This window comes from Synechococcus sp. CC9902 (assembly GCF_000012505.1).
Taxonomy (GTDB): Bacteria; Cyanobacteriota; Cyanobacteriia; order PCC-6307; family Cyanobiaceae; genus Parasynechococcus.
This window is the reverse complement of the sequence record NC_007513.1, coordinates 1,690,645-1,711,110: the sequence shown is the minus strand read 5'-3', so window position 1 is coordinate 1,711,110 and position 20,466 is coordinate 1,690,645. Positions and strand designations below refer to the sequence as shown.

Annotated in this window: 21 protein-coding genes; 14 read left to right on the top strand and 7 right to left on the bottom strand. The window is 56.8% G+C overall.

Features of this window, described 5'->3' with window-relative positions:
• Positions 1-4: 4 nt before the first annotated feature.
• On the top strand, positions 5-1,105 hold the full coding sequence (locus tag SYNCC9902_RS08985) for a glycosyltransferase (protein WP_011360543.1): 1,101 nt from the start codon (positions 5-7) through the stop codon (positions 1,103-1,105).
• Positions 1,106-2,917, top strand: a complete 1,812-nt coding sequence (locus tag SYNCC9902_RS08980) for an ArnT family glycosyltransferase (RefSeq protein WP_041425175.1) — start codon at positions 1,106-1,108, stop codon at positions 2,915-2,917.
• On the opposite strand, the gene SYNCC9902_RS08975 is transcribed toward SYNCC9902_RS08980, so the two are convergent.
• Positions 2,893-3,459, bottom strand: coding sequence for a DUF721 domain-containing protein (locus SYNCC9902_RS08975; RefSeq protein WP_011360541.1), 567 nt, complete (start codon positions 3,457-3,459; stop codon positions 2,893-2,895). The genes SYNCC9902_RS08980 and SYNCC9902_RS08975 overlap by 25 nt on opposite strands.
• A 66-nt stretch (positions 3,460-3,525) precedes the next feature.
• Between SYNCC9902_RS08975 and SYNCC9902_RS08970 the strand changes: the two genes are divergently transcribed.
• From SYNCC9902_RS08970 to SYNCC9902_RS08950, 5 genes are read left to right on the top strand one after another with little or no spacing between them, the layout of a single operon-like run.
• On the top strand, positions 3,526-4,299 hold the full coding sequence (locus SYNCC9902_RS08970; RefSeq protein WP_011360540.1) for a PspA/IM30 family protein: 774 nt from the start codon (positions 3,526-3,528) through the stop codon (positions 4,297-4,299).
• Between the two features lie 55 nt (positions 4,300-4,354).
• Positions 4,355-4,681, top strand: a complete 327-nt coding sequence (trxA, locus tag SYNCC9902_RS08965; RefSeq protein ID WP_041425174.1) for a thioredoxin — start codon at positions 4,355-4,357, stop codon at positions 4,679-4,681.
• On the top strand, positions 4,668-5,858 hold the full coding sequence (locus SYNCC9902_RS08960) for an aminotransferase class I/II-fold pyridoxal phosphate-dependent enzyme (RefSeq protein WP_011360538.1): 1,191 nt from the start codon (positions 4,668-4,670) through the stop codon (positions 5,856-5,858). The genes trxA and SYNCC9902_RS08960 overlap by 14 nt, the downstream gene beginning before the upstream one ends.
• A complete protein-coding gene (locus SYNCC9902_RS08955; protein WP_041425517.1) occupies positions 5,851-6,621 on the top strand; it encodes a biotin--[acetyl-CoA-carboxylase] ligase in 771 nt (256 codons plus the stop codon). Before SYNCC9902_RS08960 ends, SYNCC9902_RS08955 begins: the two co-directional genes overlap by 8 nt.
• 34 nt (positions 6,622-6,655) lie before the next feature.
• Positions 6,656-7,543 (top strand): M23 family metallopeptidase, encoded by an 888-nt coding sequence (locus SYNCC9902_RS08950; RefSeq protein WP_041425173.1) that lies wholly within the window; start codon positions 6,656-6,658, stop codon positions 7,541-7,543.
• Positions 7,544-7,546: 3 nt separating this feature from the next.
• Here SYNCC9902_RS08950 and SYNCC9902_RS08945 read toward each other — a convergent pair whose 3' ends face one another.
• Positions 7,547-8,281: a response regulator transcription factor gene (locus SYNCC9902_RS08945; RefSeq protein WP_011360535.1), complete on the bottom strand. Its 735-nt coding sequence runs from the start codon at positions 8,279-8,281 to the stop codon at positions 7,547-7,549.
• Positions 8,282-8,369: 88 nt separating this feature from the next.
• On the opposite strand from SYNCC9902_RS08945, the gene SYNCC9902_RS08940 reads away from it, so the two are divergent.
• A complete protein-coding gene (locus tag SYNCC9902_RS08940; protein WP_011360534.1) occupies positions 8,370-8,756 on the top strand; it encodes a PAS domain-containing protein in 387 nt (128 codons plus the stop codon).
• A gap of 13 nt (positions 8,757-8,769) precedes the next feature.
• The gene (locus SYNCC9902_RS08935) at positions 8,770-9,948 is read left to right on the top strand and encodes an ATP-binding protein (RefSeq protein ID WP_041425172.1); all 1,179 of its coding nucleotides are present in this window, start codon (positions 8,770-8,772) and stop codon (positions 9,946-9,948) included.
• Here SYNCC9902_RS08935 and SYNCC9902_RS08930 read toward each other — a convergent pair.
• From SYNCC9902_RS08930 to SYNCC9902_RS08920, 3 genes are read right to left on the bottom strand one after another with little or no spacing between them, the layout of a single operon-like run.
• A complete protein-coding gene (locus SYNCC9902_RS08930) occupies positions 9,890-10,276 on the bottom strand; it encodes a response regulator transcription factor (protein WP_156771115.1) in 387 nt (128 codons plus the stop codon). The genes SYNCC9902_RS08935 and SYNCC9902_RS08930 overlap by 59 nt on opposite strands.
• A 32-nt stretch (positions 10,277-10,308) precedes the next feature.
• Positions 10,309-11,055, bottom strand: coding sequence for an ABC transporter ATP-binding protein (locus tag SYNCC9902_RS08925; protein ID WP_011360531.1), 747 nt, complete (start codon positions 11,053-11,055; stop codon positions 10,309-10,311).
• Positions 11,048-12,619 (bottom strand): NAD(P)H-quinone oxidoreductase subunit N, encoded by a 1,572-nt coding sequence (locus SYNCC9902_RS08920; RefSeq protein ID WP_011360530.1) that lies wholly within the window; start codon positions 12,617-12,619, stop codon positions 11,048-11,050. The genes SYNCC9902_RS08925 and SYNCC9902_RS08920 overlap by 8 nt, the downstream gene beginning before the upstream one ends.
• Before the next feature lie 114 nt (positions 12,620-12,733).
• On the opposite strand from SYNCC9902_RS08920, the gene topA reads away from it, so the two are divergent.
• From topA to SYNCC9902_RS08895, 5 genes are read left to right on the top strand one after another with little or no spacing between them, the layout of a single operon-like run.
• Positions 12,734-15,433, top strand: a complete 2,700-nt coding sequence (gene topA / locus SYNCC9902_RS08915) for a type I DNA topoisomerase (protein WP_011360529.1) — start codon at positions 12,734-12,736, stop codon at positions 15,431-15,433.
• Positions 15,433-15,921, top strand: a complete 489-nt coding sequence (locus SYNCC9902_RS08910; protein WP_011360528.1) for a hypothetical protein — start codon at positions 15,433-15,435, stop codon at positions 15,919-15,921. The genes topA and SYNCC9902_RS08910 overlap by 1 nt, the downstream gene beginning before the upstream one ends.
• Positions 15,918-16,571: a DUF2232 domain-containing protein gene (locus tag SYNCC9902_RS08905; protein ID WP_011360527.1), complete on the top strand. Its 654-nt coding sequence runs from the start codon at positions 15,918-15,920 to the stop codon at positions 16,569-16,571. The genes SYNCC9902_RS08910 and SYNCC9902_RS08905 overlap by 4 nt, the downstream gene beginning before the upstream one ends.
• Positions 16,543-17,742, top strand: a complete 1,200-nt coding sequence (locus SYNCC9902_RS08900) for a nicotinate-nucleotide--dimethylbenzimidazole phosphoribosyltransferase (RefSeq protein WP_041425171.1) — start codon at positions 16,543-16,545, stop codon at positions 17,740-17,742. Before SYNCC9902_RS08905 ends, SYNCC9902_RS08900 begins: the two co-directional genes overlap by 29 nt.
• Positions 17,739-18,746 (top strand): ABC transporter substrate-binding protein, encoded by a 1,008-nt coding sequence (locus SYNCC9902_RS08895; RefSeq protein ID WP_011360525.1) that lies wholly within the window; start codon positions 17,739-17,741, stop codon positions 18,744-18,746. Before SYNCC9902_RS08900 ends, SYNCC9902_RS08895 begins: the two co-directional genes overlap by 4 nt.
• Here the strand turns inward: SYNCC9902_RS08895 and SYNCC9902_RS08890 are convergent.
• Positions 18,735-19,856, bottom strand: a complete 1,122-nt coding sequence (locus SYNCC9902_RS08890; RefSeq protein WP_011360524.1) for an aldo/keto reductase — start codon at positions 19,854-19,856, stop codon at positions 18,735-18,737. The genes SYNCC9902_RS08895 and SYNCC9902_RS08890 overlap by 12 nt on opposite strands.
• Positions 19,853-20,425, bottom strand: a complete 573-nt coding sequence (locus tag SYNCC9902_RS08885; RefSeq protein ID WP_011360523.1) for a bifunctional nuclease family protein — start codon at positions 20,423-20,425, stop codon at positions 19,853-19,855. Before SYNCC9902_RS08885 ends, SYNCC9902_RS08890 begins: the two co-directional genes overlap by 4 nt.
• Between the last annotated feature and the right edge of the window lie 41 nt (positions 20,426-20,466).

Sequence of the window (20,466 nt, the reverse complement as noted above, 5' to 3'; positions counted from 1 at the left end):
TTCGATGCCTGTGCGTTCCCTTCAGCTTGTGCTGGTGAATACCCCCATCGGTGCTCTTGGGAGTGGCCGCGGAGGGGGCGTGGAACTCACTCTTGCCTCGCTGATCCAGGGATTGGTGCGTCAAAACCATCGTGTAACCCTCGTTTCAGCCAAGGGATCGACGCTCCCTTCCGGATGCACCGGCGCGACCCTGGTGGAGGTGGAGGGTGTTGATCAACCCAGCTGGCAGCACGCTGATCCCGATGCTCCGGTTTCGATTCCAAGGAATGGGTTGTTGCCAGCGTTGTGGGAGGCGGCTTTACACCATGGGACGAGTGCGGATGCAGTGATCAACTGCGGTTACGACTGGCTTCCGCTTTGGCTCACGCCTTGGGTTCAACCCCGCCTTTTTCATTTGATCAGCATGGGGGATGTGGCCCACGTGATGCGTGAGGCCATTGAATCTGTGGCCTCCAGTCACCCCCAACGATTGGCCTTTCATACCCACCGTCAAGCTGCAGATTTTCAGCTTCCTGGAACCGCAAGAGTGGTAGGGAATGGGTTTGATCTCAGCCGTTACTCCTTGCAACCGTCCTGTGATGGCCCCTTGGGCTGGGCCGGGCGCATCGCTCCAGAAAAAGGATTGGAGGATGCGGCTCGCGCCGCCGCTGCTCTTGGCGAGTCGCTGCTGGTGTGGGGCTTGCGCGAAGACCCTGCCTACGCCGCTGCTGTAGAAGCGATGGTTCCGTCTGGAACGATCCAGTGGAGGGGATTTCAGCCCACCCATGCGTTGCAGCAGCAGTTGGGTTCCTGCCGTGCCCTAATCAATACACCCAAGTGGAACGAGGCATACGGGAATGTGGTGGTGGAGGCTTTGGCCTGTGGAGTCCCAGTGGTGGCCTATGACCGCGGCGGACCTGGGGAGCTCGTCATCTCTGGTGAAACCGGTTGGCTAGTGCCGCCAGACGACGTGCAAGCGCTCGTGACAGCGTTGCGTCATGTCGATCAAATTGACCGTTTTCAATGTCGAGCGTGGGCGGAAAGGAATGCCACATGCGAGGTCTTCAGCGCTCGGGTGGACGCCTGGATTCGTGATGGATTGGAGGCAGATGTCAGCATCAGTTAGATGCATGGAAGGGCCTTGCCGGTGACTGTGTCCTGCCGCCAGCGACGACAGGTCCTTGCGCTCGTGCTTGCTCTTGGGGTGTTGATCACCCTGTGGGGCCTTGGTGCGACTGGGGTGATGGACGAGACGCCGCCTTTGTTTGCTGCGGCTGGACGTGCCATGGCTGAAACGGGTGATTGGCTGACCCCACGAGTGAATGGTTTGCCGCGATACGACAAGCCGCCTCTTGTGTATTGGCTGATGGGGCTTGGCTATTCCTTGCCAATGCGTGATGTCTGGGATCCGCTGGGGAGTTGGGCTGCGCGGTTGCCATCGGCCCTGGCTTCGATCGCGCTGATGGTCACCCTTGCGGACACCCTGCTGCGTTGGCCTCAGCCAGATGATGAGCGGCCAAGGGCAACAGCTGTGATCTCAGCCCTTGCCTTCGGGTTGTCCCCCCTTGTCTTGGTGTGGAGTCGGACGGCCGTTAGTGATTCGTTGTTGTGTGGATTGCTGGGGATCAGCTTGCTGTTGCAGTGGAGACGGTTTGCCGATCCAATCCATGAGTCCTGGTGGCCTGCATGGATTGTTCTTGGGCTCGCCGTGCTGGTGAAAGGACCTGTGGCCGTTGTGTTGTCTGGTTTGGCGTTGCTTTTGTTCAGTGCTTTACGACGCGATCTGCAAACTCCTTGGAGGCGCTTGCGTCCGCTGCCAGGTTTGTTGATCACAGCCCTGATCAGTCTTCCTTGGTACGCGCTTGAACTTTGGGTCGAGGGACAAGCCTTCTGGGACAGCTTTTTTGGATATCACAACCTCCAGCGCTTTACCTCGGTTGTGAATGACCATCTCCAGCCGTGGTGGTTTTTCGGGCCGGTGATGGTGGTGGCGGCGTTGCCTTTTACTCCCTTGCTGTTGCTTGGGTTGGCTCGAGTGCCGCGATGGCGTGTGCCTTCTGAACATTCACTTCAGCAATTTGCGTCCTGTTGGTTGGTGTCCGTTTTGTTGTTGTTTACGGCAGCAGCCACCAAACTTCCGAGTTACTGGTTGCCGGCAACTCCAGCAGCGGCGCTTCTGATCGCACTGGCGACAACACGTCGAGACCGTCTGCAACGTTGGGCTTGGGGCGCCTCGATTGGATTGGTGGCTTGCTTGGCCGTCATTTTTTGGTTGTCACCGGTGTGGGTTGTTTGGATTCGTGATCCCGAGATGCCCAGCCTTGCTTCCGACCTCTTGGGCAGCGGTTTGGTTTGGCGAGCAGCGTTCTGGTTCAGTGTCGCGGCGGTGTTGAGCGCTGTGGTGTTGATCCAGCGCAAATCGGCAGCGATCGGCTTGCTCAGTATGCAAATTCCTTTGCTGTTGTTTCATATCAGCGCTTTAATTCCGATCGCGGAACTGGCGGATCAACTTCGTCAGGTTCCGGTGAGGCAAGTTGCGGACCAGATGAAGACGCAACACCGTCCAGGCGAACCCTTGGCGATGGTTGGTGCCATGAAGCCATCACTGCATTTTTATACAGGCCAAGTGATTGTTTTTGAGGGGCGTTCCGACGGGGCCTTGGTGAACCTGGCGGATCGATTGGCCAATGAACAACGCCGTGGCTGGGTTGGGCATCCCCTTGGAACGAAGGAGGCCTCCGACACCGTTTTGATTGCTATCGATCGAGGGACGTCTTCTCAAGACCATTGGCTTGGTCTTAGCCCGATTGATCTCGGTCGTTTTGGGATCTACAACCTCTGGCGGGTTGATCGGAAGCGTTTGGAACAGCGAGCTGATGCGTTGAAAGTCAATGGAGTTAGGCCGGACTGGCGTCAGCCCAGACCCGAGCGATTTTGATCGGGATCCAGGGGCTCTGAGAGTTGCTCAGCGAGCTTTTGACGGTGGCAAAACCCGCAGTGCTCCCATAACTTGATTTCTCCATTCGGAGCCGGTCTCTGGCAACTGGGGCATGTCCCCATTCCGTGGACATCGATTCGGCTCGGGTGTCGCGCCCAAATGGTGGCTTCGTCTTCAAGTTGAGGCGAAGCGATGGCGTGATGTTGTTGGATACGCAAGTCCCGAATGGCATGGCCAGCTCTGGTGAGTGCGCTCAGGAGCTGGGGGCGGTTGTAGAGAAGAGCCTGTCGCCATTGAGGATGACTGGCGCCGACGGTGAGGATGCCGCGCTGGAGTGCCAGGGGCCTGCAATGGGGTGCGAGGCGCTCTCCAGCAATCGATGGCCAGTCTTGCCAAAGGGCCGCTAGATGGTCATCACGACGCCAGTCCCGCTGCAGTGAACCAAGGCAATTTTTGAGTTGCTCAGGGCTCTTTCTCTGGGGCGCCTGGAGCAACTCCAGGCCAGGAAGACGTCGACGCTGGGAATCGGGAGCCACTGCCATCCCAAGACCTTAGGCAGAGAAATGCTTCAGATCTCGCTAATCTCCAGCCGGATCCTTCTTCTCGCAATGGGTTTCTTCAATCGGCTGAGCCGACTGGTTCGTGCCAATGCCAACGCTGCTGTCAGTGGCATGGAGGATCCGGTCAAGATCCTGGATCAGTCGGTCGCGGACATGCAGTCCGATTTGGTCAAATTGCGCCAAGCGGTTGCGTTGGCGATCGCGAGCCAGAAGCGTCTCAGTAACCAATCGGAACAGGCTGAAGCCCAAGCGAAAACGTGGTACGAGCGGGCTGAGCTTGCCTTGAAAAAAGGTGAAGAAGACCTAGCGCGTGAGGCGCTAACCCGCCGTAAGACGTTCCAAGAAACGGCGACATCCCTGGGAGCCCAAGTCCAGTCCCAAGTGGGTCAAGTGGACACGCTCAAAAAAAGTCTGGTGGCTTTGGAGGGAAAAATTGCCGAGGCCAAGACCAAAAAAGACATGCTCAAGGCTCGTGCTCAGGCGGCTCAGGCCCAGCAGCAACTTCAAAGTGCAGTTGGAAGCATCGGCACCAATTCAGCCATGGCTGCCTTTGAGCGGATGGAGGAAAAAGTCGAGGCAATGGAGGCCACAGGGCAAGCTGCCGCCGAGTTGGCGGGAACGGATCTCGAGAGTCAATTCGCAGCCTTAGAGGGTGGCAATGATGTGGATGACGATCTGGAAGCTCTGCGAAACCAACTCAAAGGTGGTCCGGAGGCGGTAGCACTCCCAGCGGCGGAGGCTTCAGACCAGGTCAAGCCGGTGCAAGTGGAAGAAGTCGACGCTGACCTCGAGGATCTGAAGCGTTCCATCGACAAGCTTTGATTTGCACGGTTTTTTCTGGGGAGCTCCATAACATTGGTTGAGTCACTGAATTGTCTTGGCGCCCTCAGTTGTTGATTTCACGGATGCCGGTTTTGAAACGGAGGTGTTGAAAGCTTCCGGCACCGTGTTGGTGGATTTTTGGGCCCCCTGGTGTGGCCCTTGTCGTCTGATCGCTCCCTTGATGACTTGGGCGGCGGAAACCTATGGCGACCAGCTGAGGGTGGGAAAGATCGAGGTTGATGGAAATCCCTCAACGCGAGATGCGTACCAGGTTCAGGGGATTCCCACGTTGATTCTGTTCCGTGATGGGGAGCTGGTGGCGCGGCACGAAGGGGCGATCGCTAAGCCCCAACTTCAAGCCTTCCTGGATGCCAATCTCTAAACGGTTAAGTGCACTTGGCAGTGGTGTCTTCGCTCGAAGCGATGCTGCCAAGCAGACGTACAGAGAGACAACCTCACAGAGGGGCGGCCCAGCTCTGGTTGATCTTTCCATTGGATCTTCCGATCTCGCTCCACCAAAAGAGGTACTGCAGTCGATAGCCACAGCTGTTCTTCAGCCCTCCAGTACGAGTTACTGCCTGCAGGCAGGGGTCAAGCCCTTTCATCGAGCTGTTGCTGATTGGTGCCGGCAGCGTTTTGGAGTTGTCGTCGACCCCGACAGAGAAGTTCAACTCCTCGTGGGTTCTCAGGAAGGCACGGCTCATCTTCCTCTTGCCGTTCTGGACCATGGAGATGCGGCCCTGCATCTTGATCCCTGTTATCCATCGCATTCAGGGGGACTTCACCTGGCGGGTGCGGCGGTTCAGAAGCTTCCTCTCTCACAGGAACACAACTGGCGACCAGATTTGCAACGCATTCGAGCGTCGCAGTGGGATCAGTTGAAGTTGTTTGTGCTTGGTTATCCCCACAATCCAACCGCTCGCGTGGGCGATCAAGAGGATTTGAATCGAATCATGGGGTTGGGGACGCGGCATCAGCTCGTGATTGCTCACGACAATCCCTATGTGGATCTTGCCCTCGACGGCGTGGCTCCGACCTTGTTGCAGGCCAGCGGATGGAGGGACTGGGGCATTGAATTCTTCTCCTTGTCGAAGGGGTGGTGCCTCGGCGGTTTTCGTCTCGGTTTTGCCGTCGGAGCGGCACCGCTCATTGCAGCGTTACGGCAAACAAAGGCCGTCATTGATTTCAATCAGTCGCTCGCCTTGCAGCAGGGAGGAATTCAGGCTTTGCAAGAGTTTGCGCATTGGCCAGCACAGTTGCATCCAATTTTTCGGGAGCGTCGGGATCGTGTTGTGGATTCGCTCTCCAATCGGGGTTGGAACGTCGCCACTCCAGATATGGCCATGTATCTCTGGATGCCTTTGCCTGCTGCGGCCCTGGCCCGCGGTTGGTCTGATGAACAAACTGCGTCGGAATTACTGCAGCGCAGTGGTGTTGCCCTAACTCCAGGGTCTGGTTTTGGCACCGCGGGTCGCGATTGGTTGCGGATGGCATTGGTGCGACCCGTTGAGGAACTCGAACTGGCGGCCCAGCGACTGATGGATGCTTTGGATGAGTGAGCTCTGTCGACCAGGCCGCCGGGGTGGTCGAGTGATGTGGAATTACCGCCGTATGGCTGGGGCTGCTGCTCAGCCCTGGTTGCTGCGTTCAGTTCCGGTGTGCAGCAGCACGGAAGTGCTCCTGCATCGTTGGTTGAAAGGGCCGGTTGAGTTCGATCAGCCCTGTGCCGTGGTGGCGGCTCACCAACGTTGGGGCACGGGTCAGTGGGGACGACGCTGGTCATCACCGCGGGGTGGTGTTTGGCTCAGTGCCGCTCTTCCTTGGCAGGGGGAGGGATCAGGCCGTGCTGGCCTCTTGGGGTTAGCCGTTGCTGTGGCCTTCGCCGAACGCTTGGAGCGCCATGGCCTCCCTGTCCGGATCAAATGGCCCAATGATCTTGTTTTGTACGGCAGAAAGTTGGCGGGGTTACTGCCCAGCGTCGTTCAGCGTGGATCGAGGGTGCGCCTGCTCCGTATTGGCTTTGGCCTCAATATCTGCAATCCAGTGCCGGTCGAAGGCATTGCTCTTGATCAGCTCGAACGAGTTGGTTCCCTTGATCCAGCCCATTGGACTGCCGAGGTTCTCCTAGCCCTCGATCGTTGCCATCGGATCGGAGGTGATGGCAGCTGGTGCCTGCCAGCCTTGAAAAGGCTGCTTTGGGCAAAGCAAATTCGGCATCCCAGAGATGGTCGGATCTGGATGATTTCTGGAGTGGCCTCCGATGGAGCGCTTCAGCTACACCATGGGACCCGAACCGAGGAGTGGCGTCGCTGGTCTTCATGAGCCACTGCTCCATACACTTCAGGGGCTGTTGCCCATGCCAGTTCAAGTGCTGCACTGGTTTTCGCTGATTTGGTTGCTCAATGTTCCTGCCCCGCTTCCGCAACCACCCTTGGGTTTTGATCAGTCTCTCGAGGGATTGGAGCGGCAACGGGTGATCACACCGCAGGAGAGGCTGGGCTTGGAAACCGGTCGTGTGGGTGTTCCGATTCGATCCAACTATCGATCGAAGGCTTGTCGTGATGGAGCGCTGTCCCGAGAGGAGTGTGCGTCGGGCGTAGTCACACGATCGGGGCCCCCGCGGGTGACGTTCCAGCGCTCCCGCTCTCAACCCGTTCGGGTTCCGGTATCGGCATTGCTGGCCGGAGGAAGGGGAGGCTTCCGTTTGGAGTCTGTTTTTGCCGTGACGCCGAGGCCTTTGCCCGTGCAAGGGAATGGCAATCGAGCCTTGCTATTTCCAATTATTGGACAGGCGTTCACAAGCAGTGGGTTTGGTTGGCGGCTTCATCCCTTACTGGGGAGCTGGTTAATGCACGCCGGTCGCGATTTTGCAGCCCCCGAGGGTGCCCCAGTGGTGGCGGCACTCTCCGGCACCGTCTTAAGCAGTGGTTTGGCCGGTGGCTATGGCATTGCCATTGAGTTGGATCATCGCGAGCCGAGGCGTCGAACCTTGTACGGCCACCTCTCAGAGCTCTATGTGAAGGCTGGTCAAACGGTGCAACAGGGCGACGTGATTGGACGAGTCGGGAGCACCGGTTTGAGCACAGGTCCGCATTTGCACTTTGAACTTCGCCTGCCGACAGCAAAGTCTTGGTATGCCGTGGATCCCGGAGACTTTGATTTGGCGGGATTGATGTCACCTGGCGAGGATCCAGTGTCACTTTTAATGTCTCAACTTCTGGAGAGCCTCAAGCGCCATGATTAGGCGTTAGTTGGCTTCTTGAGCTCGCAAAATAAATCCAACACCGCGGATCGTGTGAATTAAGGTGAGATTGCTGTCGATTTCAATTTTTTGTCTTAGGTAGCGGATATACACATCAAGCAGATTGTCGTCTCCAAAAAAGTTTTCCCCCCAAACGCCGCGCATGATTTCTTGGCGCTCGAGAACCCGACCCGAACGACGCATTATAAAGTTCAAAAGGTCGTACTCTTTGACAGATAGATGGATAGATTTATCCCCACGTCGCACGTCGCGGGTGCGTGTGTTCATACTCAAATCGGCTACTTGAAGAAGTTCTGTTTGTACCGATCCATCATTAGATGGGCTTGCGAAGGTTGCCATTCTTCGATGCATGGCGCGTAAACGTGCCATCAATTCATCAATAGAAAATGGCTTGATCAGGTAATCATCAACCCCTGCATCGAGCGCCTTTACGCGATCAGTAACCTCGTCATGTCCGGTGAGCATCAAGATGGGTGTGGTCACACCGTGGGCACGGATGCGTTGACAAATATCGATTCCACTGAAGTCCGGAAGATTCCAGTCGAGGATGATCAGGTCTGGAGTTGGATTGGTCTGGCTTTGGATTAGACCACTGGCCCCGTCGCCAGCAACTTGGACGTCATAGCCCTCAACGTCGAGCTCAAGGCGAAGCAAGTCCGTCAGCTTCTGCTCGTCATCAACAACGAGGACGCGGAGTCGAGGTTTTGTTTCCAACGACATCCGAACCCAGGAATGAGAGTTGACACTAGACCCGAGAAGGGGTCTGGGTCGACATTTCCCCTAGATTTAGTGGCATTGCAAGTGGGTGATGTCGAGCCAAGAGGTTTGGACGGAAGAGCGGATTCAAGTTTTACGAGAGCAAGAGAATTTGCCTTTTGTTCGGGCCGACTCCGCCGGAATTGTTCAAGAAATCAATCATCGCTTCCACGAGGTCTATGGCTGGAGGGATGACGAGCTGATTGGTGAGTCTTTGGGACTTATCCTTCCTCCGAGTTTTCGAGATTCTCATCACGCAGGATTTGCTCGGTTCCAGCTGACGGAAGTTTCTAAGGTCTTAAATCACCCTTTAAAACTGGCGACGTATTGCAGTGATGGTCGAGCCATCGACAGCGAACATTTCATCGTGGCTGAAAAAAAAGAGGATGGGAGTTGGTCATTCGCGGCCACATTGCGTCCACTCACTTTCACAACTTGATCAGGCCGCCGATGTGAGTCAGTCCGCAAATTCAAGCGACAACGCATTAATCCAGCAGCTTCGTCAGTCCCTTGGAATGCTTCAAGTGGCGTTCGATGCTGCAACAGAAGCCATGTTGATCGTCGACGCAGAACGTCAGGTTCACTGGGCCAATCAGGCCGCGGCTGAGTTGCTGCTTGGTGGCGTCCCGATCCAGCTTGCCAATCGCAAGCTGGACGACCTCATGGCCCTGAAACCTGAGCAAGTTGATGCCAAAGCCATGGCGGTCTTGCTGGATCGTCGCCATCCCCTACCGAACGCGTCTGGGGAAGGTCGATGCCGTATTGCGCTCAACGGCGGTAAACAATCTGCTTCGCTTTTGCTGCGCTGGCGACCGGTCGAATTAATTCAGGCCCAATTTTTACTGCTCACGTTTCGTGATCTCAGTCCTGATGAGCAGGCGTTGATTCAGCAGCAGAGATTTATGACTGATCTCACCCATGAACTACGAACGCCGCTCGCGATAGTGAATGGCAATCTGCAGCGGTTGTCACGATTCAAGGGTCTGCCTTCAGCGGCACGATCTCGCTTGGCGATGGCGGGTGAGGAGGTGGATCGCATTCGTCGTTTGATCGAGCATCTTTCGCTGTTAACTCGCCTCAAAGTGGATCCAGCACTGCTTGCATTTGGCGAGCATGATCTGCTCTCGCTCATAAAGCGTTGGACTGAGGCGTTGGAGGAGCCTGCCATCGGTCTCGATGGGTTGGAGCAATTGGAGATCACTCCATGCATGGTGGGTTTGGATCCCAATGCTCTGCTGCTGGTTTTGGATCTTTTGTTGGACAACGCCCTGCGTTATGGAGATGGGACCAATCCAATTCAGCTTCAGTTGCGCCGATTGGACCAACAGAGCTGTGTTCAGATTTCGATCACAAACCATGGAGCCGGTGTTCCCGTCTCGGAATCGATCCTGAAGAGTTGGCTGAATCCGTTTATTCGGGGAAGGCTTCGCCGCGATGGCCGTCAGGTTGAGGGAGCTGGTCTTGGATTGGCGTTAGCCCGTGAACTCGTGATGGCTTGGGAGGGCACGTTGATCCTTGAGCAAAGCGCTGTGATGGATGGCTCCCTCACCACAGCGTTGCTGACGTTGCCCATTAGCCCCGCTGCGCGGGATGGAGAAGTTCCGGTAAACGCTCAAAAAGATCAGGTTTGATGACGTAATCTTCGGCGCCGTTCATTAGAGCTTCCTGCTTTTTTGTCGCGTCATTGAGAGCTGTCATGATCACCACGCGAGGCGGTGATGCATGAACGGCTTTGTCTTGAATTCTTGTTAAGCAAGCCAGTCCATCGATGCCAGGGAGCATCAAATCAAGCAAAACAAGATCAAACGATTGAGCACTGGAGTTCTCTAGAAATTCTTCGGCTGAGTTGAAGATCACCCCGTTGTGTCCTTCGTCTTGGATTTCGGCAAGCAACAGTTGTTGAATACGGGGATCGTCTTCAACGATCGCTACGGCAAGTACACCATTCGATTTCTGCATGGCTTCATCCATCTATCGAGCTTGTTTGCTGTTCAGATTGCCCCCGCGGATTGATCGACCTCGGAGTGATCTAAACCTCCATCGGATTGGTTGATTTCAAGGATGCGACCATCCTGAAAGCGAGCGATTTGTCGTGCTCGGGCAGCTACGTCGTCTTCGTGGGTGACGAGTACAAGGGTGATTCCCTGTTGATGCAGCTCGTCGAATAATTCCAGAACTTCTCTTGTGGTTTGGGAATCAAGGGCGCCCGTTGGCTCATCGGCCAAGAGCAAGCTTGGCTGATTAATAATCGCCCGTGCGATAGCTACCCGTTGCTGCTGGCCTCCCGAAAGTTGGTTTGGCCGGTTGTCTAAGCGTTGCCCTAGTCCAACCCTCTCGAGTGCGGATCGTGCCCTTGCCCGTCGCTCTTCCGGTTCGATTCCGGCGTAGATCATCGGCAACATCACGTTGTCCATGGCCGTTGCATTGGGAAGGAGATGGAACTGCTGAAAAACAAAACCCAATGACCGGTTTCGAACTTCAGCTAAAGCATCGTCATCCAGTTGATCAATCGCCATGTCATTAAGGCGATAACTCCCTTGAGTGGGTCGGTCGAGGCAGCCGAGAATATTCATCGCCGTGCTCTTTCCGGATCCACTGGCACCCATTACGGCCAGGTAGTCACCTTCTCGAATAACAAGGTCGAGCTGATCAAGCGCTTTAACGGCTAAGTCGCCAGATCCATAAATTTTGCTGACACCGCTTAGTTCAGCAATCGGTTTGGGATCAGCCTCAACCAAGACCTCTCTCTCCGACTAGGGCGATGGCTTGTTGGAGCAACGGTGTTTCAGCGACAGCTTCGTTTGCCCATTGAAAAAGTGGATTGGAGAGGATTCCACCAATGGCGGTAACGCCAACACAACCGATCAGAGCAACGCGGAGAGGCTGCATTCCCATGAGGGACCAATCGACATCTGGATAGTTTTTGACAACATCAGATGCTTCATGGGGCTCCTTCACAACCATCATCTTGATCACAGAGATGTAGTAGTAAATGGAGATAACTGATGTAATCAACCCGACAACTACGAGCAAGTATTCGTGATTAGCCCAGCCGGCAAAGAAGAGATAGATTTTTCCAAAGAATCCCAGCATCGGAGGGATTCCTCCCAGTGATAGCAAGCAAAGACTCAGGCCAAGTGTAATGAGAGGATCTTTTTGATAGAGGCCTGCATAATCAGAAATTCGATCGCTACCAGTACGAATCGAGAACAGGATGATGCATGCAAATGCACCAAGGTTCATGAATAAATAAGCGGCCATATACAAAACCATGGCAGCGAAACCATCTTCGGTTCCGCACACCATTCCGATCATGACGAACCCGGCTTGGCCAATCGAGCTGTAAGCCAGCATTCGCTTCATCGACGTCTGTGCAAGCGCGACGACGTTGCCCAAAGTCATGCTCAGCACGGCGAGGACCGTGAACAGCAACTTCCACTGGTCGTCGAAGGCTCCAAAACAGCCCACCAAAATGCGCAAGGCCAGTGCGAATCCTGCGGCTTTCGAGCCCACCGATAGAAAGGCCACCACTGGAGTGGGTGACCCTTCGTAGACGTCGGGAGTCCATTGGTGAAACGGGACGGCTGCGATTTTGAAGGCCACGGTCGCCAGCACAAAAACCAAAGACAAAGCCGCTATCGGCGTGGTGCTGGTTTGTAAGGCGACGCCAATCACTTCGAGGCTGGTGCTGCCGCTGAGGCCGTACAGCAGCGAGGCTCCGTAAAGAAATACTGCTGCTGCTGCTGAGCCCACCAAGAGATATTTGAGCGCCGCTTCAGAGCTGCGGGCATCGCGTTTCATGTATCCCGACAGCAGGTAACTCGCGACAGAGAGGGTCTCCAGCGAGATAAAGATGCTGACCAGATCCGTTGCCCCGCAAAGGAGCATCGCCCCGAGAGTCGCGGCTAAAAGAATCGCGGCGTATTCGCCGACAGGCGTTCCGCTCTTTTCGGCATATCGCCAACTGATCAGTAGTGACAGCAGCGTTGATGTGGCAATGACTGCGCGGAAAGCAACGGCGAGGTTGTCCGCTAAAAACGCCCCGAGGAAAGAAGGTTCCAGGGGGGCATTCCATTGGAGTGCCAGTAGGACGAGAGCGCTGCCTAGCCCGATGTAGCAAATCGGCGGAACCCAGCGTGCAGCTACCTTTTCGCCGGCGAGATCCACCAACAGCGTGGCGATCATCGCCAGCAGAACGGCCCCTTCCGGCAGGACTGCCGAGGCGTTCAAGGAAAGATTCAGCAACTCACCAGGGGCGGCCATGGCCTGGGTGGCGAGGAGAAGAGCACCCATCTCGGGCATGACGGCCTGAATTTCGTTGCGCTGGGTCGACTGTAGCGGCGCCCATCCAGCCCGATTGGATGTGCAGAACGTTCCGCGGTGCGATAAAGAAGGTGATCGGTTTATTGGCCGCCTGTGGCGCACACCCTCGTCATCGTTGAAAGCCCTACGAAGGCCCGCACCATTCGCGGCTTCCTTCCAAAGGGATTCAAGGTCGAGGCATCCATGGGCCATGTCCGGGATTTGCCTAACAACGCCAGCGAAATTCCTGCTGCAGCAAAGGGCCAAAAATGGGCCAACCTCGGGGTGAACACCGAGGCTGAATTTGAGCCGCTGTACGTGGTTCCGAAGGACAAAAAGAAAATTGTCCGAGAATTAAAAGATGCTCTGAAAGGCGCCGATCAGTTGCTCCTGGCCACGGATGAAGACCGGGAGGGAGAAAGCATCAGCTGGCACCTGCTTCAGCTTTTGGCCCCCAAGGTGCCCGTGAAGCGCATGGTGTTTCACGAGATCACCAAAGAGGCCATTGGCAAGGCGCTGGATCAGACCAGGGACCTCGACATGGAGCTGGTGCACGCTCAGGAAACCCGTCGGATTCTCGACCGCCTCGTCGGTTACACGCTGTCACCGCTGCTTTGGAAAAAAGTGGCCTGGGGCCTCTCTGCCGGACGGGTTCAATCCGTTTCGGTGCGTCTTCTCGTGCAGCGTGAACGGGCTCGACGGGCTTTCTGCAGTGGCAGCTATTGGGATCTAAAAGCCAAGTTGGAGCAGGGTGGTCGGGGATTTGAAGCGAAGCTCACCCACGTTGCTGGACGGCGGATTGCCAGCGGTAGTGACTTTGACGAGAGCACCGGCGGCTTGAAATCTGGAGCCAATGTGCAATTGCTTCAGGAAAGTGAGGCCAGGGCTTTGGCCGACAAAGTTCAGCAGAGTCCTTGGACGGTGGATGCGGTGGAAGAAAAGCCGACCGTGCGCAAGCCGGTTCCTCCTTTCACGACCAGCACGCTTCAGCAGGAGTCCAACCGCAAGTTGCGCCTCTCGGCTCGGGAAACCATGCGTTGCGCTCAAGGCCTGTATGAGCGCGGCTTCATCACCTACATGCGGACGGATTCCGTTCATCTCTCCGACCAGGCCATTAGTGCATCAAGGAGCTGCGTCCAAAGCCTTTATGGCAAGGATTATTTGAGCCCCGGACCACGTCAATTCAGCACGAAGGCACGCAATGCCCAAGAAGCACATGAGGCGATTCGTCCTGCGGGAGAAAGCTTTCGTACCCCTGGAGACACCGGTCTCGATGGTCGTGATCTGGCGTTGTATGAGTTGATTTGGAAGCGAACCGTCGCCAGTCAGATGGCTGAGGCGAGGCTCACGATGCTCTCAGTGGATTTGAGCTCAGCTGACGCGAGTTTCCGAGCCAATGGCAAGCGCATCGATTTTCCTGGGTTTTTCCGGGCTTATGTCGAGGGAAGTGATGATCCCGACGCCGCTTTAGAAGGGCAAGAGGTGTTGCTGCCGTCCCTCGCGATCGGGGATAAGCCTCAGCCAAAAGATGTGGATGCCTTGGGACATCAAACCCAGCCGCCCGCTCGATTTAGCGAGGCGTCGTTGGTGAAAATGTTGGAAAAAGAAGGCATTGGACGACCATCCACCTATGCCTCGATCATTGGCACCATCGTTGATCGTGGCTACGCAACGATTCAAGGCAATGCCTTGACCCCGAGCTTTACCGCTTTTGCTGTAACAGCCCTGTTGGAGGAGCATTTCCCCGACCTGGTGGACACCAGCTTCACGGCTCGGATGGAGAACACCCTCGATGAGATCTCCCACGGCAAGGTGCAGTGGCTCCCTTATCTCGAAGGCTTCTACAAGGGCGAAGAAGGCCTTGAAACCCAAGTGCAACAGCGGGAGGGGGACATTGATCCAGGCGCCTCCCGAACGATTGATCTGGAGGGACTGACCTGCGTTGTTCGCATTGGTCGGTTTGGCGCTTACCTCGAATCGAAGCGGGTGAGTGACGACGGTGAGGAGGAGTTGATCAAGGCAACACTTCCCCGCGAAATCACCCCAGCGGATCTGGATCAAGATCAAGCTGAATTAATCCTCAAACAGAAAGCGGATGGACCTGAGGCCTTAGGGGAAGATCCGGAAACGGGCGACTTGGTTTACCTGCTCTTCGGCCAATACGGCCCCTACGTCCAGCGTGGGCAGGTCAGTGATGAAAATCCCAAGCCCAAGCGCGCCTCGCTGCCAAAAGGCGTCAAGCCTGAAGATCTCAAGCTCGACGACGCTTTGGGTCTGTTGCGGTTACCGCGGCTTTTGGGAGAGCATCCCGATGGTGGTCGTATCCAGGCTGGCCTCGGTCGTTTTGGCCCCTACGTCGTTTGGGATAAGGGCAAAAGCGAGAAGGATTACCGCTCCTTAAAGGGGGAAGACGACGTGCTGATGGTTGGGCTTTCCAGGGCTTTGGAGCTCTTGGCGATGCCCAAACGTGGCCGCGGCGGAAGGACGGCCCTGAAAGACTTGGGCAAGCCAGAGGGAAGTGAGGAGACCATCCAGGTCTATGACGGTCCCTACGGCTTGTATGTCAAGCAGGGCAAGGTGAATGCGTCGCTGCCGGAAGGCAAGGGCGCTGAAGACGTCACCCTTGAAGAAGCCGTCGAATTGTTGGCAGCGAAGGCCTCAGCCAAGAAGGCCAGCCGTAAATCAACGGCGAAGAAACCGGCGGCGAAGAAGCCTGCAGCCAAGAAACCTGCAGCGAAAAAGGCCCCAGCCACAACAAAAACGGGTCGGCTTCGGGCGAGTGCCGTGCGGGTGATTAAGCCGGGAAATAGCTAATGGTGCAGCGCCTGACGTGGTTGGTCCCTTTGGTTTTGCTCCAGGGGTGTGCCGGGACTCCGTTGGCCGAACGGTTGGAGACGAGTTTTGGAGCAGCGGAAACAGGTGTTGAGACGCAACCGGCTCGATCGGACCTCGTAACTACTACCGGTTTAAAAATTAAGGATTCTGCGAGCCCTGCAGCAGTCCGGCCTGATCTGAGTAATCCCGATGGGGTGTTGAAGGAGGGGACTGCGACATCCACAGCATCTGAACCATCCGTCGCCCTTGAAACATCCACCCCTTCAGAGGAGTCGCCCCTCAATCCAACAGCCGCTAATTCAATACAACCCAATCCCCCTCGCTCGAATCAGCCCCAGGAGCCTTATCGGATCACGATTCGACTCTCCGGTGCTGACCCGGCTGCTCCTGCGGAGGCCGTTACGCGTGTGTTGCGGAATGCTGATGTGAGTTTTGCCGTGGAACGCATCGAGCGGATCCAACCATGAGCTTGGATCCACAACCCCTGAGCCGTCAGCAAGCTTTGCGGTTAGTGGAGGGGGCTTATCTCGCGGCAACAACCGGCTTGATCTGGTTGGCCTTGTATTACCTCCCTGTTGGCGGAGCGCTGTTTCGATTGGCGCTCCCACTCCCTCTCACCCTTCTCCAGTTGCGTCGTGGGGGCAGATCTGGGGCTGAGGGTCTTCTTCTGGCCGTTCTTCTTCTGACGGCGCTCATGGGTCCAGTTCGTGGACCTCTCTTGCTGTTTCCCTATGGACTGTTGGCGTTATGGCTCGGTTGGAGTTGGTGTCGCGGATGGAGCTGGTGGTTGAGTTGGGGCGTGGGAGTGGTCCTGGGGACCTTCGGTTTTTTAGTTCGGGTGGTGGTCTTGTCCCTTCTGGTGGGAGAAAACCTTTGGGTTGTGATTACGCGTGCGGGGGCTGGATTATTGGATCGACTGATCGCTGTGCTGCATCTCCCCATCACCCCTGATTTAACGCAGGTTCAAGTGATGGCTTTCTTGTTGGTGATTGTGCAGGAGGTGATTTATGTGCTGTCTCTCCATGCACTGGCCTATTGGATTTTCCCGCGATTGCGCTCACCCATTCCTGAGCCACCTCCGTTGTTGCATGCCCTTGTTGCCCTTGACCCCCTCTGAAGGGCTGGCATGGCCCGAAGGGTGCCGGCGTGTGGGTCCGCAGGGGGATGCCGCTGCTTCAATCGCCGCGATGGCGCCCTGGCTAGATCAGGCCGTGCTTCCAGATGTGTTGCTGGTTTTGGCTGCGACGCGAACGGCAGAACAGGAGGGGATTTCTGCGGCAGGTGCGACCGCTGCCGCACGCCGGACAACGGCTGTGGCCGATGCCGAGTTGTTGTTGAAGGGTCCATCGGTGGCTCCACGTTGGCCGTTGCCGATGCTTCCAGCAGGTGTTTCCCCGGCTTTGCTGAGTCACGCTGTGGTGGCGCGTTTGGGCTTGCAACCTCAGGTGGCGGCCGTGGGGTTGATGTGCCAGCCAGATTTCGACCATGTGCGACTTGAGTCTCCCGACCTCGGACCGGCTGAATGCTTGTCGTCTGGTGCTGCGATGCCACTGGAGCGGGTGAATTATCTCTGGCGTCAAGGAGAACAACTGGGTGCCGGACTGCAGCGGCCCCTTGTTTTGGCGGAATGTGTCCCAGGGGGAACGACCACCGCCCAGGCCGTTCTCACCGCTTTGGGGTTTGAGGTTGGCGACTTGATTAGCGGCAGTGCGCGCCAACCGCCCCATCGCCTGAAATCCGCGTTGGTCGCCCAGGGATTGCGGAAGGCCGGCCTACTCAGAGGCTGCGGTGCAGAAGCTGTGTTGGCGGCGGTTGGGGATCCGTTTCAGGTGGTGGCAGCGGGCTTACTGGTGGGTGCTGTTCAATCGCAGCAACCGTTGCTGTTAGGGGGCGGCAGTCAAATGTTGGCCGTTTTGGCGTTGGCTTTGCATGCCCTGCCAAAAACGGCTGGTGCATCCTTGTTGCGTCAGGTTCTCGTCGGCACAACGGCTTGGCTTGCTGATGAAGGCGCTAGCAACGGTGGCATCTCCCCACTGGATCGTCTGGTCGATTCCATCGGCGCACGATTTGGTGCATCGCTTGCCGTCTTCGCCTCAGGTGTTCATTTCCATGCCAGTGCCCATCAGGCCCTGCGTGACTACGAGCTCGGATATGTCAAGGAAGGGGTCGGAGCTGGTGGGTTGTTGCTCCTGGCTCAGCTGAAGGGGGTTAGTCGGCGTGGGTTAGTGGATGACTGCGACCAAGCGATGGACCAACTCATAAGTCGCCCCGTAACGTCGATTCCATGACGATGCCTTTCGATCCGTCTAGCGGAATTCGTCGCCGTCATCTCCTGAAGATGATTGGTGGAGCTGGTTTGATCAGCTTGGTTGGGTGTCGCGCTAGCGGTGTGAAACCTCGCCTGTTCGCTCCCGCAGGTGTTTTGCCCAAAACTTGGACGATGGAGTTGCCTGACCCTTGGCAGCTGTCGTCTGCCAAGGCCCTTGACCAGTGGACCCAGGCGGATGCTGCTCAGGCGGATTTGTTGGCCTGCACCGATGGTTGGCTCGGCACCCTTTCCGCCGTTGCTTTGCAGCCGATTGAGGCTGCTCCACTGCGGCAGCAGCTCGATCCATTGGCGCAGCAGTTTTTGAAAACGCTGGGTCCATTGGCGTCCCAAGTGCTGCCTGTTGGTGTGAGTCCTTGGGTTCTGCTAATCCGACGGGATTCTGTTGCCGATGGGAACAAGCGGTTGGGGTGGCAGATGTTGCTCGACCCTCAACTGCAGGGCCAAATTGTGTTTCCTGCCAGTCCGAGGCTGGTGATCGACTTGGCCGATCGCCTTGATCAACCGGATGCGTTGCAGCGTTTGCGTCGCCAAGCGCTCACCTTTGATGATCGTCAGGCGGTGAATTGGTTGCTGAAGGGGGCAGCCAAGGTGGTGGTTTTGCCGTTGCAACGCTGTTTGTCCTTGCTGAGGCGAGATCCCCGAATGGACGTGATCCTGCCCAATCAAGGAGCGCCGTTGCATTGGACCCTGCTCGCCAGGCCGAAGGACACGAAGGAGCCTCTCCCTCAACCATGGGTTGAGCTGGCATGGCGTGAACCGATGCGCCGGCGACTTCTCCAGGAGGGGTGGCGAGCTCCTCTGCCAACGGCAGTTCTCGATGCTGACCGTTTGCAGCTGCCAGAACGTTGGCGGTCCTTGGTGCTTCCGCCAGACCACCTTTGGAACCGCTGTTGGTCGCTGCCGCCTTTGAGCCCTGAGCAGCGCATCAGTTTGGAACAACGTTGGCTGGCATCAGCTCCATAACCGTCTGCGCGGTGCCGCGACCAGTCGGGCATGGGTGTCCGCTAAGAGTTGGGGAATGTTCAGACCATGGGGACAGCGCGGCAGGCAATCGCCACAACTCCCACAAGCGGAGGCATCAATGGTGTCCCACCAATGACCGGCTCGACCGATCAGGTTGTATCGCTCTTGGCTGTATTCGATGAGGTCATGACCAAGGGTCAGATTGCGCAGTCGGAGGAGACTTGGAATTGGGACCTGATTGGGGCATGGCAAGCAAGCACGGCACTGACCGCAGAGATCGTTGCCTAAGCGCTCCCGTCGGCGTTGCTCCAGTTGATGCAGTACATCGGTTTCCTCCTGTTGGAGGGGCCCATCTGCTTCAGCTAAATGAGCAGCAGTGGTGAGATCTTCGCTGGAGGCTGCTCCGAGGGTGAGCGTCGATACGCCTTGGGCTATTAGGAAGCGATAGGCGAGGACGAGTGGGTCGATGGGTTGGCAATCGTCTTTGAGCGTTGGGCTTGGTGCTTGTAGCCGCCCCCCCTTGTCGGCTGGAGAAATGGCCATGACCCCAATCCCGTTCTCCAAAGCCCAGTGCGCCAGTGGTAAGCGTTGAGGGTCGAACAGGTGAAGGTGGAGACTGCAAAAGTCGAATCGCTGGCTCCGGAGTGCCTGTTCGATCAATGCATTCGTTCCGTGGCTGCTGAAGCCGAGCTGCATCACTCGGCCGCTGGACACGGCCCACTCCAGGAGTTGGGCACCGTCACCGCTCAGGGCCCACTCCAAATGCTCCTTTCGGTTGATGCCGTGGACCGCGAGGTTGTCGAGTGTGTTGAGGCCCAGCCGGTGGAGGATTTCGTCGAGTTGCTGCTGACCTTCGACCAGGCTCAAACCCGGCAAGAGCTTGCTGGTCGTCACCCATCCACCTTCGGGGAGGGTGGAACAGTGTTGGAGTGCTTCTCCGAGAAACTGCTCCGCCGGTCCGTAGGCGGGTGCAGTTTCTAAGTGATTGATGCCGATCTTGGCCGCGGCTTCAAGAACTGAGGCCATCTGGTCTACAGAACCGATAGCCCGCATGGTTCCAAGGGTGAACAGGCTGACGGGCCGCCCAGTTCCAAAGGACCGCCGTTTCACGGGACTGGCGGAGAGTTGGTGTCTGTGGAGGGCTCATCCGTATCACTTCGTTTGTTCAAATGACGCACAAGGGCCGCAGGGCTGAGCTCATCGACAAATCGGCTAAAAGCGTTTTGATCTTCGGCGTCGGCTTCAGCATCGACTGCGATTGACGCTTCAGCGACCACCTCTTCCAGCATCCATATCCCACTCCCGGTGCGTACTGCAAGAGCAATGGCGTCGCTGGGTCTGGAATCGACTTCGATGAACTCCATGTCGTCTTCGTCCTCGAGTTCGTCGTCGTCCAAGTCGGGTCGAAGTTTGAGCACGGCATGAAAGGTGCTGTCTTCAATGGCATGCACGATGACCCGATCCAATTCCAGACCACCTGCCACCAACAGGGCTGCCATGAGGTCGTGGCTCAGGGGGCGAGGAGCAGGGGTGTCTTGGAGGCCCGCCATGATGTTGTGGGCTTGCGCTTGATCGATCCAAATCGGTACTTGACGTCGTCCACTTGGATCACGGAGCAGGACGATGGGGCTTCGGCTAGCGGCATCGAGAGCGATACCAGCGACGCTCATCTCAACCATGGCGACGCCTCGACGTTGTCCGATTATGGCTAAAGCGAATC

What these genes read in the sequence shown, in the direction of transcription:
- SYNCC9902_RS08985 (WP_011360543.1), top strand. Translation starts at nt 5, where the DNA reads ATGCCTGTGCGTTCCCTTCAGCTTGTGCTGGTGAATACCCCCATCGGT.
- SYNCC9902_RS08980 (WP_041425175.1), top strand. Translation starts at nt 1,106, where the DNA reads ATGCATGGAAGGGCCTTGCCGGTGACTGTGTCCTGCCGCCAGCGACGA.
- SYNCC9902_RS08975 (WP_011360541.1), bottom strand. Translation starts at nt 3,459, where the DNA reads ATGGCAGTGGCTCCCGATTCCCAGCGTCGACGTCTTCCTGGCCTGGAG.
- SYNCC9902_RS08970 (WP_011360540.1), top strand. Translation starts at nt 3,526, where the DNA reads ATGGGTTTCTTCAATCGGCTGAGCCGACTGGTTCGTGCCAATGCCAAC.
- SYNCC9902_RS08960 (WP_011360538.1), top strand. Translation starts at nt 4,668, where the DNA reads ATGCCAATCTCTAAACGGTTAAGTGCACTTGGCAGTGGTGTCTTCGCT.
- SYNCC9902_RS08955 (WP_041425517.1), top strand. Translation starts at nt 5,851, where the DNA reads ATGAGTGAGCTCTGTCGACCAGGCCGCCGGGGTGGTCGAGTGATGTGG.
- SYNCC9902_RS08950 (WP_041425173.1), top strand. Translation starts at nt 6,656, where the DNA reads ATGCCAGTTCAAGTGCTGCACTGGTTTTCGCTGATTTGGTTGCTCAAT.
- SYNCC9902_RS08945 (WP_011360535.1), bottom strand. Translation starts at nt 8,281, where the DNA reads ATGTCGTTGGAAACAAAACCTCGACTCCGCGTCCTCGTTGTTGATGAC.
- SYNCC9902_RS08940 (WP_011360534.1), top strand. Translation starts at nt 8,370, where the DNA reads ATGTCGAGCCAAGAGGTTTGGACGGAAGAGCGGATTCAAGTTTTACGA.
- SYNCC9902_RS08930 (WP_156771115.1), bottom strand. Translation starts at nt 10,276, where the DNA reads ATGCAGAAATCGAATGGTGTACTTGCCGTAGCGATCGTTGAAGACGAT.
- SYNCC9902_RS08920 (WP_011360530.1), bottom strand. Translation starts at nt 12,619, where the DNA reads ATGCCCGAGATGGGTGCTCTTCTCCTCGCCACCCAGGCCATGGCCGCC.
- SYNCC9902_RS08910 (WP_011360528.1), top strand. Translation starts at nt 15,433, where the DNA reads ATGGTGCAGCGCCTGACGTGGTTGGTCCCTTTGGTTTTGCTCCAGGGG.
- SYNCC9902_RS08905 (WP_011360527.1), top strand. Translation starts at nt 15,918, where the DNA reads ATGAGCTTGGATCCACAACCCCTGAGCCGTCAGCAAGCTTTGCGGTTA.
- SYNCC9902_RS08900 (WP_041425171.1), top strand. Translation starts at nt 16,543, where the DNA reads ATGCCCTTGTTGCCCTTGACCCCCTCTGAAGGGCTGGCATGGCCCGAA.
- SYNCC9902_RS08895 (WP_011360525.1), top strand. Translation starts at nt 17,739, where the DNA reads ATGACGATGCCTTTCGATCCGTCTAGCGGAATTCGTCGCCGTCATCTC.
- SYNCC9902_RS08885 (WP_011360523.1), bottom strand. Translation starts at nt 20,425, where the DNA reads ATGGTTGAGATGAGCGTCGCTGGTATCGCTCTCGATGCCGCTAGCCGA.